General features: G+C 32.6%; 14 protein-coding genes. 13 read left to right on the forward strand and 1 reads right to left on the reverse strand.

The genetic code is table 11. The features are described 5' to 3' along the window. Positions 1-56: 56 nt before the first annotated feature. A complete protein-coding gene (locus tag QMD61_03390; protein MDI6723671.1) occupies positions 57-533 on the forward strand; it encodes a flavodoxin in 477 nt (158 codons plus the stop codon). A gap of 15 nt (positions 534-548) precedes the next feature. Here QMD61_03390 and QMD61_03395 read toward each other — a convergent pair whose 3' ends face one another. After that, positions 549-1766 carry a molybdopterin-binding protein gene (locus QMD61_03395; protein MDI6723672.1) on the reverse strand — a complete coding sequence of 406 codons (1218 nt, stop codon included), beginning with the start codon at positions 1764-1766 and terminating at the stop codon, positions 549-551. A gap of 644 nt (positions 1767-2410) precedes the next feature. Between QMD61_03395 and eif1A the strand changes: the two genes are divergently transcribed. The 12 genes from eif1A (at position 2411) to QMD61_03455 (ending at position 13419) form a co-directional block, all read left to right on the forward strand. Then, a complete protein-coding gene (eif1A, locus tag QMD61_03400) occupies positions 2411-2725 on the forward strand; it encodes a translation initiation factor eIF-1A (GenBank protein MDI6723673.1) in 315 nt (104 codons plus the stop codon). Positions 2726-2833: 108 nt separating this feature from the next. After that, complete coding sequence (locus QMD61_03405) at positions 2834-3604, forward strand: serine protein kinase RIO (protein ID MDI6723674.1); 771 nt, start codon at positions 2834-2836, stop codon at positions 3602-3604. A gap of 190 nt (positions 3605-3794) precedes the next feature. After that, the gene (locus tag QMD61_03410; protein MDI6723675.1) at positions 3795-4361 is read left to right on the forward strand and encodes a KH domain-containing protein; all 567 of its coding nucleotides are present in this window, start codon (positions 3795-3797) and stop codon (positions 4359-4361) included. Positions 4362-4431: 70 nt separating this feature from the next. Beyond that, entirely contained in the window at positions 4432-6021 is a 1590-nt protein-coding gene (gene top6B / locus QMD61_03415) for a DNA topoisomerase VI subunit B (GenBank protein ID MDI6723676.1), read from the forward strand. Beyond that, on the forward strand, positions 6011-7066 hold the full coding sequence (locus QMD61_03420) for a DNA topoisomerase IV subunit A (GenBank protein ID MDI6723677.1): 1056 nt from the start codon (positions 6011-6013) through the stop codon (positions 7064-7066). The genes top6B and QMD61_03420 overlap by 11 nt, the downstream gene beginning before the upstream one ends. 312 nt (positions 7067-7378) lie before the next feature. After that, positions 7379-7903, forward strand: coding sequence for an SIS domain-containing protein (locus QMD61_03425; GenBank protein MDI6723678.1), 525 nt, complete (start codon positions 7379-7381; stop codon positions 7901-7903). Between the two features lie 226 nt (positions 7904-8129). Beyond that, complete coding sequence (locus QMD61_03430) at positions 8130-9146, forward strand: phosphorylating glyceraldehyde-3-phosphate dehydrogenase (protein MDI6723679.1); 1017 nt, start codon at positions 8130-8132, stop codon at positions 9144-9146. 174 nt (positions 9147-9320) lie between these two features. Next, positions 9321-10187 (forward strand): decaprenyl-phosphate phosphoribosyltransferase, encoded by an 867-nt coding sequence (locus QMD61_03435; protein ID MDI6723680.1) that lies wholly within the window; start codon positions 9321-9323, stop codon positions 10185-10187. Positions 10188-10270: 83 nt separating this feature from the next. Continuing rightward, a complete protein-coding gene (locus QMD61_03440; GenBank protein ID MDI6723681.1) occupies positions 10271-10912 on the forward strand; it encodes a PHP domain-containing protein in 642 nt (213 codons plus the stop codon). Next, positions 10888-11838 carry a lysylphosphatidylglycerol synthase transmembrane domain-containing protein gene (locus QMD61_03445; protein ID MDI6723682.1) on the forward strand — a complete coding sequence of 317 codons (951 nt, stop codon included), beginning with the start codon at positions 10888-10890 and terminating at the stop codon, positions 11836-11838. The genes QMD61_03440 and QMD61_03445 overlap by 25 nt, the downstream gene beginning before the upstream one ends. Beyond that, entirely contained in the window at positions 11838-12962 is a 1125-nt protein-coding gene (locus tag QMD61_03450; GenBank protein MDI6723683.1) for a DUF362 domain-containing protein, read from the forward strand. Before QMD61_03445 ends, QMD61_03450 begins: the two co-directional genes overlap by 1 nt. A gap of 103 nt (positions 12963-13065) precedes the next feature. Continuing rightward, positions 13066-13419 (forward strand): DUF1801 domain-containing protein, encoded by a 354-nt coding sequence (locus tag QMD61_03455; GenBank protein MDI6723684.1) that lies wholly within the window; start codon positions 13066-13068, stop codon positions 13417-13419. The last annotated feature ends 6 nt before the right edge of the window (positions 13420-13425 follow it).

Raw genomic sequence — 13425 nt, forward strand, 5'->3', positions numbered from 1 at the left:
AATCAAATGTCTATATAATAAAAGTGTAAAAATTTAAAATTTTAGGAGTTGTTAAATTGAAATCTGCTGTAATGTATTATTCAAGAACTGGGAAGACGAAAATAGCTGCAAATGCGCTTGCAAATAAAATATCAGGAGATTTAATTGAAATTAAAGATCTTAAAAATAGGATGGGAATACTAAATTTTATGAGGGCTGCATTTGATGCAAGAGGTTCAAAAATCACCAATATAGAACCCAGCAATGTTGATACTACAAATTATGACATACTATGCTTTGGAACCCCTGTTTGGGGCAGTAGACCGACACCTGCATTCAACACAATGATACAAAACTTTAAAATTGCTGGAAAAAATATCATTCTCTTCGTAACCTTAGGCGGAGCAAATTATGAGGATGTACTTAATCTAATGAGCAAAATGACTAAAGAAAAAGGTGGAAATGTAATTAAAACTTTTGCAATCACCAATAGCGGTAAAAAAAGTGATTTAGAAATAGAAAATGAAATAAATGGAATGGAAATCCCATTATAAATATTTTAAACCAAACTAAATAATTTCTAAAGGAATCACTTCAATCTCAGATCCTTCTTCAACTATTTCTACATTTTTAGGCACTTCAAAATAACCATCAGCTTCTGCAACTGCCGTTATTGCCCCCGAATCTTTTAATATGGGGTATGCAATATTATTTTCTATTTTTACAAAAGCATATTGGTGCCTTCCCCTTGAAGAATGAAATCTTCTTGAAATCTTAAGTTTTAATGGATCAGATTTTATATCATCAGGCATAGATGCCATCTTTCGTAAAAATGAAGAAACAAAAACATGGAATACCATTAATGCAGCTACAGGATATCCTGGAAGGCCAAAAATAGTTTTCCCATTTACTACACCAACTATAGTGGGTTTACCTGGTTTTACCGCAATTCCGTGTACAAAAACTTCTCCAATATCATCCAGTACGGCCCTCAGAACATCCCCTGTACCTGCAGAAGTCCCACCAGAAGTTATTATAACATCAGCATCCAAATGTTCTTCTATTTTACATTTAAGATCTTCATAATTATCTTTTGCAATGTCCGAATATACTGGCGTGCATCCACAGGTTTTCACAGCATTTGAAATGGTTAAAGAGTTTATATCATATATTTTACCGTATTTTAGTTCGTTTCCTGGTTTAACTATCTCATCTCCCGTTGATATCACTGCAATCTTAGGTTTTTTAAATACCGGCACATTTGTAATACCTATTGCACCCAATACACCTATTTTATCATGTGTAAGTAGTGTTCCTGCTTTTAAGAGGATTTTATCTCTGGAAATATCAGAACCCTTTGGAGCAATATACTGATTATGGGCTGCGCTCTTATAAATATAAATATTTCCATCCTTATTTTCTGTAAATTCAACCATTACTATTCCATTTGCACCTTCTGGAACTGGAGCTCCTGTACTGATTTCAATACATGTTCCTTTTTCAACTTTTCTGGAAGCTGATCCCCCAGCCCTAACCGTTTCTATAAGTTTCAATACCGCAGGATTATCTTCAGATGCACCAAATGTATCCTCCACTTTTACAGCATATCCATCCATTGATGCTCTATTAAAAGGCGGAAGGTCAATTGCTGCATGCATATCTTCAGCAAGAACTCTCCTGTAGGCCTTTTCTAATTTTATTTTCTCAATTTCTTTTTTAATCTTGATATTATTAATTATTTCATTGACTTCATCAGAATCCATTATTTTTAAAAATTCTTTTCCCATTTAAATCACATTTAAATCTTCTAAATTATTTAAATACTGTTTTAAACATTTATTTATAAAGAAATATGATATGACGATTTATTAAGCATGCTAACAAAAATATGTTTTAAGTTTAAAATATTTTTTTATTTAATTTATTTTAAATTGTTAAAAATATAATTTCTGTATATGTGAAAAAATAAGGTATTATTGAGCTGCAGTTTTTTATTTTTATCATTTAGATGCTAAGAATACAAACCCTATCAAACACAAAAGTTAGACATATGCTAATATAAAAATTAAAATCCCTCAAAAGATTCCTTATTTGCTTTTATACATGGATTATTACTGATAATAAATAAAAAACTTCTTTTAATGGGGAATTCAATTTATAATGGAATTAAACCAATTTTAATTTAGTGATCATTCTTCATTTTTGCAAAAGTATTATAACTGATTAAGAATATATATCCCAATACTTGAAAAAAGTAATTTAGTTTATTAAAAAGGTTTCATTTACTGAAAAACAGCGTAATATATTTGACACTTTTTCAATATTAATACATTTATATAAGTTGTTTATCTTAGTTACTGCGATCTTTTAAACTAAATACTATAAAATAGAAGATATTTATAACTTTCTAAAACATAATGGAGGAGAGTATTTGAGAAGAGGACAAGGTAAACAAGGACAAGGGACTCAAGAAATGAGGAGAGTTAGATCTCCACGAAAAGGGGAAATAGCTGGTGTTGTTGAGCAAATATTAGGGCATGGAAAACTAAAAGTAAGATGCGATGATGGTAAAATCAGACTTGCCAGAATCCCTGGAAAAATGAAAAAAAGGATCTGGATCCGTGAAGGGGATGTAGTTCTTGTAAAACCATGGGATTTCCAGAGTGATGAAAAAGCTGACGTTATCTGGAGATATACAAGAACAGAGGCAAACTGGCTTGAACGTAGAGGTTATTTAAACCTATAATCATTTAAATTTTAAAATTCTTAAATGATTATTAAATTTTAATAATTTTAATCGTTTTGATAATGTTTTAATTTTAAGGATAAGCCAAGAAATTAGTGTGAGTTAATTATGGGCTCTAAAATATCAAAAGCAGATGACATTTTAAGAAAAATGCTATCTGAAAAGAGAATTAAAAGCGTTGAAGATAAAAGGGTTGGTAGTGAGGTATTTGATAGCATAACCTTGAAAACACTGTATAAACTGGCAAATACTGGTTATATTCACCGCTTAAATGGTGCAATAAGCACTGGAAAAGAGGCAAATGTGTTTAAAGGCTTGGACGAAGATGATAACTTTGTAGCAGTTAAAATATACAGAGTTACAACTTCTGATTTTAAGAAAATGCAGAACTATATACAAGGGGATCCCAGATTCAATGTTCGAACTGGTAATAAACGCCAGCTTGTAAATGCATGGGTTACAAAAGAATTTAGAAATCTTCAAAGAGCCTATGAAGCCGGAGTAAATGTCCCAAAGCCCCTTATTGCAAAAAATAATGTACTTGTAATGGAATTTATTGGAGATGAAGAAGGAGATGCAGCGCTTCCCATGAGGCATTCCGAAATTCAAGACCCTGAAGAACTTCTAAATAAAGTAATTAACAATATGAAACTTTTATATCAAGAAGCAGGGCTTGTACATGGTGATCTTTCAAGTTACAACATTCTAATTCAAGATGGAGATCCTGTAATTATCGACATTTCACAAGGTATGACTCGTGATCATCCAATCTCTAACGAGCTCTTAAATAGAGATATAGATAACATCGTAAAAGATTTTAAGAAATTAAAGATCAATATATCTAATGAAGAAATAAAAAGCGCGATTAAGGATTTATAAGGATAGAAAAGTATATTACATCGCATATTGAAATATTATTTAAGTTGAAGAAAATATTGTCAAATTTCATTTGACCTTGAAGGAAACCTAGGTTTCCTGAACTGCAAATCTTTCGATTTGCATGCGCAAACACTTCGTGTTTGCATGCTTCGTATTTTCTGAATTACATATTAAATTTTGAGGTGAAAAAGTGCCTAACACTGAATATCTTAAGATTCCAAAGGAAAGAATTGGAGTCCTAATTGGAAAAGACGGCGTTACGAAAGAACATGTTGAAAATATGACACAGACTGAGCTGGATATTGAAAGTGAAACTGGCAGCATCACCATTGTTCCAACTGAAGACATGGAAGATCCACTTGGTGTATGGAAAACCAGATATATTGTGAAAGCAATAGGTAGAGGTTTTAGCCCAGAAACAGCTCTAAAACTAATTAATGATGACTTTATTTTAGAAATAATCAACTTACCGGATTTTGTTGGGAAATCAAAAAAAGCAATTTTAAGACAAAAGGGTAGGATAATTGGTAGAGAAGGCAGAACTAAGGAAATAATTAAAGAAATGACCAATGTTGATGTGTCTGTGTATGGTAAGACTGTAGCACTTATTGGAGATATGGAAAGGATACAGATTGCAAAAGAAGCTGTTGAAATGATTTTAGATGGTGTAAGGCATAAAACTGTCTATTCATTTTTAGAAAGAAAAAAACAGGAACTTAAAAGGAAGGAATTTGAAAATATTGTAATTAAAGATTAAAATTACGCTTAAAAAAATTATGGAATAAAGGAGGCTAACTTTGGAAAGAGAAAAATCTTTGGAAAAAGAAATGTCTATTGAAACCGTAGTATCTGCAGAAAGAGAGGCATCTGAACTTTTTGAAGAGTTTAAAGAGCTTACAGCATCTGAATTTTTCAGAAGAAACAAACAGATGCTTGGTTTTTCTGGTAAAATAAGATCATTAACAATAGTATTCCACGAATTGATTACAAACAGTCTTGATGCTGCTGAAGAAGCAGGGATTCTACCAGAAATAACAATAGACCTTAAAAGAGTTAACAAGGATCATTATATTTTATATCTTAAGGACAATGGACCTGGTATCCCTGAAAATTTTGTAACTAAGGTATTCTGTACCATGTTTGCTGGTTCTAAGTTTAGAAGTATTCAATCAAGAGGACAGCAAGGATTAGGTTGTAGTGGATGTGTTTTATTATCACAAATGACAACCGGAATGCCTGTAAAAATCACCTCAGGGTATAAAGAAGGAGATAAGATTAAAGGAGTTGAAATGACATTCAAAATGGATGTAAAGACTAATCAAGGGCTTATCTTAGATAAAAAAGAAATTGATCTTGAGGAAACTGGCGTAAGCATGGAACTTCACTTCAAAGAAGTTTCCTATTCTTTAAGTGAACAGGGAGCATTTGAATACATAAGAAGGACTATGATTGCAAATCCACACGCTAAAATTATATTCAGAGATCCAACAGGTCATAAATTCATATTTGATAGGGCAACAGATGAAATCCCCCCAATGCCTAAAGAAGTGCTTCCTCACCCAAAAGGAGTAACAGCAGATGATTTAATCTTTATGGCAAAGCATACAGATAAAAGAAGATTTAGAAGCTTACTAACCAGTTCCCTTTCAAGAATGTCAAATAAAAGAATTGATGAAATTGAAAAAATAACTGGAATTGACTTTAACAAGCGCCCTAAAGACATGAAATGGGAAGAAGCAGAACAAATCGTGGAATTATTCCAGAAAATGGATTTTATGGCACCTCCCACAGCAGGATTAATCCCAATCGGTGAAGAACAGATCGAAAAAGGTATGAGAGAAATATTAGAACCTGAATATGTAAAAACAATCACCAGAAAACCTAAAACATATAAAGGAGGAGTATCCTTTATTATTGAGGCAGGAATTGCCTACGGTGGAAAATCAGGAAGAGTTGTTGGAGAGCAGAAAAAAGCAGAAATAATGCGTTTTGCAAACAGAGTTCCCCTAACTTTCGATCAGGGAAGCTGTGGTATAACAGAAGCTCTTAAAAGCATAGATTGGAAACGTTATGGGATAAGAGACCTTGAAAATGCCCCAATAACTGTATTTGCAAATATCATATCCACCCATGTTCCTTACATGTCTACAGGAAAGCAGAGTGTTGCTCCTGAAGAAGAAATTATGCAGGAAGTAAGGCAAGCCACAATGAAAATTGCAAGAAGCTTGCAGAAGTATCTGAATGCAAAAAGAGCCGCTAAAGAAGAAGCCATGCGTTCAAAAATATTTGAAACTTATGTGCCAGTAATATTAAGAGAAGCAGCAATGCTTGCTGAGAAAGATGTTCCTGAATATGATGACGTATTAGCAAAAGTAACAAGGAAACCAAAGATACTGGAGGATATTCATGCTAAATAGAAGAGATGTCGCAATAAACAAGCTCAAGGGATTAGGAGCACAAATTATAGAAGACGTTAATAATGCTAACGTTCCTTCAATCAAAGTGCCTTCCAGAGGTACTTCTAATTTGGTTTATGATGAAGCCAAGAGATACTATGTTTTAGGAGATAGATACGGTAAAAGATCACTTGGTAATGTTAAACAAATTAAAAAGATAGCTCAAATGGTCTATACAGCCAATTTCTGTAAAGATCTTATAAGAACAAATAAAACAGCGACTTTGAGGGAGCTTTATTATATTTCAGAAAGCTGGGATGTTGATTTTGGAGATCAGCAGGAATCAAACATTGTTGGTGAAGACCTTGAAGTTACACTGGGAATGTCAAGAGAAGACCTTGGATTAATGCCAGAAGAAGATGGAGCTTCAGTTTATGGTAATATCGTTCTTAAAGAGGATGATGTTGAAATTAATGCCCTAAAATCAGGTAAATCAGGTTACACAATATCTCCAACCATTGACGATACTGAATTTGTAGATCACGACGTGCAAAGAGTAATTGCAGTAGAAACAATGGGGATGTTCCACAGATTAGTTCAAGAGAAGGCTTATGATAAATTCGATACCCTTATTGTTGGACTTAAAGGCCAGGCAGCAAGAGCAACAAGAAGATTCTTAAAACGTGTTAACACCGAGCTCAATTTACCTGTTTACATCTGTAACGACGGAGATCCATGGGGATTCCACATCGCCATGGTTATAATATCTGGAAGTGCAAAGCTTGCTCACGTTAATCACGACTTAGCAACGCCTGATGCTAAGTTTTTAGGAGTAACAGCAAGTGATATAATTAATTATGACCTTCCAACTGATCCATTGAAGGATATTGATGTTTTAAGACTTAAAGAACTGCTTAAAGATCCTCGTTATAGGGATGAATACTGGAAAACTGAAATTAAGAAAATGCTTAAAATCGGTAAAAAAGCAGAACAGCAGTCATTTTCTAAATATGGTCTTGAATATGTAGTTGATACATATTTACCAGAGAAACTGGATGCTATGTAAAAGGAAATTTTCAATTTCCTACTTTTTTATTTTTTAAACCCATTAAATCAAATATTTTAACTACTATTTTTATTTATATATCTAATATACAAATTACATTAGTATATTGCCTATCTTTTACAATAAATCCATAAAACACATCCCATGCTATTTTAATTATTTAATTTAAATAAATTAAATCTAATAGCGCATTTAAGGACTATTTAATTATATATAAAGGATAAAAACCATTATTTTTCCATTTAAAGCATTAAAAAAATCAAAAGTAATATATAATGCAAGGAATATATTAACTATATAACTGGTGTTTTTATGTTAAGAATAGTGATTGAAGAAATTACATCCCATATTAAATCTCTGGATATTGATGATGAAGCCGTTAAACTCATGGAAAGTTACTTAATTAATGCTCCAAAGATATTTATATGCGGTTATGGAGAATCAGAACTTGTTGGAAAGTCTTTTGCTTCAAGATTAAGTGAAATCCGTCGGAATGTCTATGTAGTAAGCGAAACAGTTGTACCTGGAATTGAGAAGACACATGTTCTTTTAGCAATATCTGGATCTGGAGAAACTGAACCAACCTTGACCATTACAAAAAAGGCACATGAGCTTGGTGCCGATATTATATCCATAACTTCTTTTTCTGATTCGCCGCTTGCCCAAATCTCAGACCTTGTAATTGTAATACCTGGTAGAATAAAAGCAAAAACCAAGAATTATATCGAAAGGAGAGTATCCGGAGAATATGAACCATTAACACCCTTTGGAACCCTATTTGAGATATCAACAAGAGTATTTTTAGAAGGTATTATTACAGAACTTGCAGAGAAATGAAATTAAAATAATATTCATTAGAAAGCATCAAAATAAAAATATTATCAAAAATAAAAGGCTTAAGCCTCGGAAATTTATATTAAAATGCATTCCAGTATTAATAGCTTTTCCATATTTCAACAATCTGCTTAAAATGGCATTGATGGAAATAACTTTATTTATATAGCGATAAAATTTATATTATAATTAAAAGTTAAAGATTAATATTTGAATAGGAGTTGATCTTTTGAAATCTGTTGGTATAAATGGTTACGGAACAATTGGTAAAAGAGTTGCAGACGCTGTTTCTGCGCAGGATGATATGAAAATTGTGGGAGTTACCAAGCGGAGTCCTGACTTTGAAGCCCGAATGGCTGTCGAAAAAGGTTATGATCTTTATATAAGTGTCCCTGAAAGAGAAAGCGCCTTTGAAGAAGCAGGGATCAAAGTAACAGGAACTGCAGACGAATTATTCGAAAAGTTGGATATTGTTGTTGACTGTACGCCTGAAGGTATCGGTGCAAAAAATAAGGAAAATATTTACGAAAAAATAGGATTAAAAGCAATTTTTGAAGGTGGAGAAAAACACGATGCAATAGGGCTTTCATTTAATTCATTCTCAAACTATAAAGATGTTATAGGTAAAGATTATGCCAGAGTTGTGTCATGTAATACAACAGGACTTTGTAGGACTCTTAAACCAATAGATGACCTCTGCGGAATTAAAAAAGTAAGGGCAGTGATGGTAAGAAGAGGTGCCGACCCAAGGCAGGTTAAAAAAGGCCCAATAAATGCTGTTGTTCCTAATCCCCCAACAGTACCTTCACACCATGGACCTGATGTTAAAACAGTTATGTATGGCCTTGATATAACCACGATAGCTTTATTAGTACCTACAACATTAATGCACCAGCACAATTTGATGGTTGAACTTGAATCTAAAGTTAGTGTTGATGATATTAAAGAAACTCTAAATAACACCTCCAGAGTCCTTATACTTAAAGCAAGTGAAGGTCTTGGTTCAACCGCCGAATTTATGGAATATGCAAAAGAATTAGGACGTTCAAGAAACGATCTATTTGAAATTGGGGTATGGGAAGAGTCATTAAATATTGTAGATGGAGAACTCTATTATATGCAGGCAATTCACCAGGAATCTGATGTTGTACCAGAAAATGTGGATGCAATAAGAGCCATGCTTGAAATGGAAGATGATCCTCAAAAATCCATTGAAAAAACAAACAAATCCATGGGTATTCTTTAATTAAAGAATCCCATCAATTTTCTATTTATAAATAAATTTTAAGATATTGATTGATAATAGAATTATCTGCTCTTTTTTAATAGATTTTATTAGATGGAATTAACATATATTCAAAGAATTAATGTGGAATTATTGGATATATCTTGAATATTTCAATGATTTACAGTGATTTTAATGATAAAAGAACTTATTATTTCAATGCGGCCAAGGCAATGGTATAAAAATCTGGTTATATTTGTTGGAATTGTTTTCTCATTTAATCTTTTAAATTTAAATCTATGGATTGGCGCAATTGGTGCATTTGCAGTTTTTTGCGCACTTTCTGGCAGCATATATATATTGAATGATATTATCGATATTGAAAAGGATAAAAACCATCCACAAAAGAGGATGAGGCCCATTGCATCAGAAAGATTAAATCCAAATTACGCTTTAGTATTTGCAGCGATATTTATCATTCTGGCTTTATTTGTTGCTTATTTAATTAATATATTGTTCTTTATTTCAGCATTAACATTCTTCCTGTTAATATTGATTTATTCGCTGTTCTTAAAACATTTTATTATAGTGGATATAATGATTATTTCCACTGGTTTTGTAATAAGGGCAATTGCAGGATGTCTTGCAATTGATGTGCTGGTTTCTCCATGGCTTATAATATGTGCGTTCCTGCTTGCGTTATTTTTAGCAATTGGAAAGCGCAGACATGAATTAATCATACTTGGAGGAAATGCAGAGAATCATAGAAAAATTCTGGATGGATATTCAACTGAAATGCTTGATCAGATGATCAATATAACTACAAGTGCTTTAATTATGTCATATTCCCTTTATACCTTTTTTACAGGTAAAATATTTATAATGCTTACAATTCCCTTTGCATTCTACGGCCTTTTTAGATATATATATCTTGTACATAAAGAAAATTTTGGTGGAGAGCCTGAAATGCTTTTTAAAGATAGAGGGATGTTATTTAGCATTATTTTATGGGTGCTCCTGGCTGTATTCGTACTTTACGGAAGTGTGATTTTCAAATTTTAGGAATAAATAAAGAGTTTTTAACTAATTTCCCATAATCTTAAAAGATGCAAATATTGGATTAATAAAAATACAGGAACTAAATTATGAAATATGATTTACACATTCATTCAAAGTATTCTCGTGATGGGATTCTTGATCCTAAAAAAATAGTAAAGATTGCAATTAAAAAAGGACTTGATGGAATTGCAATTACGGATCATGATACTATTAAAGGTGGTTTAAAGACAAAAGAATACGAGACTGAAGATTTTAAGATTTTAATTGGTTCAGAGGTATCCACTACAAGAGGAGAAATAACTGGACTCTTTTTATCTGAAGACATTAAATCAAAGGAATTTCATGATGTTAGCGATGAAATCAGAGATCAGGGAGGTTTAGTGATTGCTCCACATCCATTTGATAAATTAAGGAAATCAACATTTCGCATTAAAAATGAAGATGCTAAATACATAGATACAATCGAAGTATTTAATTCACGATGCATCCATCAAAAATATAATGAAAGAGCGGCATCATATGCGAAAAAACACAATTTATCCGCAGTTGGAGGTAGTGATGCCCATTTTCCATATGAAATAGGTAAAGCAGGAGTCATTTTAGAATCCTGTGATTTAAGGAATGCTATATTAAAGAACGATTTAAAAGTATTTGGAAAGAGATCCATTTTTTTAAACCATGGAATAACAAAGGTGCTTAAGTTATGGCGAAAAACAAGATCTGGCTGATAATTCTCTTTGCAGTTGCAGTTTACCTTATAATGTGCATATATGCCGACTGGGAAACATTAATATCAGCAATGAAAAATTTTAAATTAATATTTATTCCCTTAATGATAATTTTAACCACCATTGCTTATTTCATCAGATTTTATAAGTGGAATTTTTTCCTTAAGACTGCAGGGGTCAAATTAAACATGAAAGATAACTTATTTGTATTCTTCAGCGGTCTTGGAATGATTATAACCCCTGCAAAAGTGGGGGAAATCTGGAAAGGATGGCTTATTAAGGATATAAATGGCGAAAGCTTAGGTAAAACTGTCCCCGTGGTGATAATTGACCGTTTTACAGACTTAATAGGCCTAATAATCCTATCTTTACTTGGAATTCTTTATTATAAAGAAGGGATATCCATTCTAATAATTTTGATTATAATATTTGCCGGATTTTTTATGGCAGTTAAATCTAAATGGATTTCAAATAAAATAATTTCAATACTCGAAAAAAGAGCAGGAAAATATTCTGGAGATATTAAAACAATGCATAGAACATTTGAAAAAACAATGGCACCTAAAGGACTTGTTTTCATGTCTTTCGTTAGCGCATTTGCATGGTTTTTTGAATGTCTTGCCCTCTATTATGTTATAATAGGATTTGGAGAATCTATTAATATTATTTTATCAACATTTGTATTCAGCTTTGCATCCTTAGCAGGAGCTGTAAGTATGATTCCGGGAGGTCTTGGTATTGCTGAAGGCACAATAACCGGTCTGCTTCAGTATTTTGGACTAAATTCGGCTGTATCAATTGGTACGGCCATAATAATAAGATTCGGTACGCTTTGGTACGGTGCAATTTTAGGATTCAGTGTATATCTAATTTTTAAAAAGAGAATTATTTTAGAAACAACTAAAATTGATAGAGAGGTGAACTGATGTCAAAAGTCGCAGCGATGAAAACATCACCTGAAACCGTAGTTAATGATTATTATACCCTGATGAATTTAGCAGAGTACAAAAAATCCTTGAAAAAGGAAGAGAAAACAATTTTAAAACTTAATCTTTCATGGACGCTCTATTATCCGGCATGTTCAACCCCCCCATGGCAATTAGAAGGTGTGTTAAATACCCTAAAAACTGATAATTACAAGAATATTGTGGCTGTGGAGAATCAAACAGTTGTTACACACCCATGGAAAGGAGCGTACTACAACAAATGGCTGCCACTCCTAAATAGCCATGAAGTAGACTTTAAACCTCTAACAGATGTTGAATGGATTTCTCATAAGCCCAAGTCTGAAATGCTTGCAATGAATGAAATATTCGGCGAAGTTTGGGTTCCAAAGATGTTTTATGATTCCAATGTGATTCATTTTCCTACAGTTAAAACACACGGCCATACAACAACCACAGGAGCTATGAAAAACGCTTTTGGTGGTTTAATTCCTAAATACAGGCACCATGCACATAAAAAGATACATGAAGTCCTGGTTGATCTGCTTTCTATTCAAAAAGAGATTCATAAAGGAATATTTGCAGTGATGGATGGCGGGGTTTGTGGAAATGGAGCAGGGCCACGGACAATGGAACCTTTTATTGGCAATATAATCCTTGCAAGTGAAGATCAGGTTGCAATTGATGCCATTGCAGCTAATATTATGGGATTTGACCCTTTGAAAATAGATTACATTAAAATGGCCCATGATAAAGGATTAGGAATAGGAGATGTTGACCAGATTGAAATAGAGGGCAATATTGAAGACATTAAAAGAATAAATTTCGGTTTTGAAACGAAAAGAAGTCCAATAATCAAATGGGATCAAAGGATCAGGAAAAAAACCATGAATATAGGGTGGCTTCACCAGCTGCTCTTCAATTCTCCCCTGTTTAAATCTTTCATCTTTGCATCTGAATTTTATCACGACAAACTCTGGTATCCAACATTGGGAAAGAAAAAGATAACTGAATTCAAAAAGACTTCCTGGGGCAAAATGTTCAATGCATATAATTATGGAGACTTTCCCGAGTATAAGGAAGTTAAAGACTGGGATCCATACTGAATTGTTTAAAACTCAATTAATAGGTTAAATTAATATATTAATGTACTAAAATAGCATAATTAGGATATAATTAAGTCAATTTTATCAATAAAAAAGTGAAATAATGCCTGAAAGAGTAGATATAGATGAATATTTGGATAAAGACAATCCAAAAATGAATAAAGTTGCCCTGAAGCTGCGTAATCTCATTTTAGAGATGTTTCCAGATATGAATGAAGTCATAAAATGGAAAAATCTTGTATATGAAAAGGAAGGATATGTATGCGCCATCCTTATTCACAAAGCTCATATTAATATCGAATTCTGGAGAGGTACCGAGTTTCAAGACCCTGAAAATCGTCTTGAAGGTACTGGAAAAAAATTAAGACATATTAAAATTAAATCTGAATCTGATATTGATGTTGAATACATTAAAAAGCTTATACAAGAATCTATTGAGCTAAACATTTTAAATTAAGTCTTA

This window comes from Methanobacterium sp., from assembly GCA_030017655.1.
Classification (GTDB): domain Archaea; phylum Methanobacteriota; class Methanobacteria; order Methanobacteriales; family Methanobacteriaceae; genus Methanobacterium_D.

Coding starts and splice junctions, on each gene's coding strand:
- QMD61_03395 (MDI6723672.1), bottom strand. CDS start 1,766: ATGGGAAAAGAATTTTTAAAAATAATGGATTCTGATGAAGTCAATGAA.
- QMD61_03405 (MDI6723674.1), top strand. CDS start 2,834: ATGGGCTCTAAAATATCAAAAGCAGATGACATTTTAAGAAAAATGCTA.
- top6B (MDI6723676.1), top strand. CDS start 4,432: ATGTCTATTGAAACCGTAGTATCTGCAGAAAGAGAGGCATCTGAACTT.
- QMD61_03420 (MDI6723677.1), top strand. CDS start 6,011: ATGCTAAATAGAAGAGATGTCGCAATAAACAAGCTCAAGGGATTAGGA.
- QMD61_03425 (MDI6723678.1), top strand. CDS start 7,379: ATGTTAAGAATAGTGATTGAAGAAATTACATCCCATATTAAATCTCTG.
- QMD61_03435 (MDI6723680.1), top strand. CDS start 9,321: ATGATAAAAGAACTTATTATTTCAATGCGGCCAAGGCAATGGTATAAA.
- QMD61_03440 (MDI6723681.1), top strand. CDS start 10,271: ATGAAATATGATTTACACATTCATTCAAAGTATTCTCGTGATGGGATT.
- QMD61_03445 (MDI6723682.1), top strand. CDS start 10,888: ATGGCGAAAAACAAGATCTGGCTGATAATTCTCTTTGCAGTTGCAGTT.
- QMD61_03450 (MDI6723683.1), top strand. CDS start 11,838: ATGTCAAAAGTCGCAGCGATGAAAACATCACCTGAAACCGTAGTTAAT.
- QMD61_03455 (MDI6723684.1), top strand. CDS start 13,066: ATGCCTGAAAGAGTAGATATAGATGAATATTTGGATAAAGACAATCCA.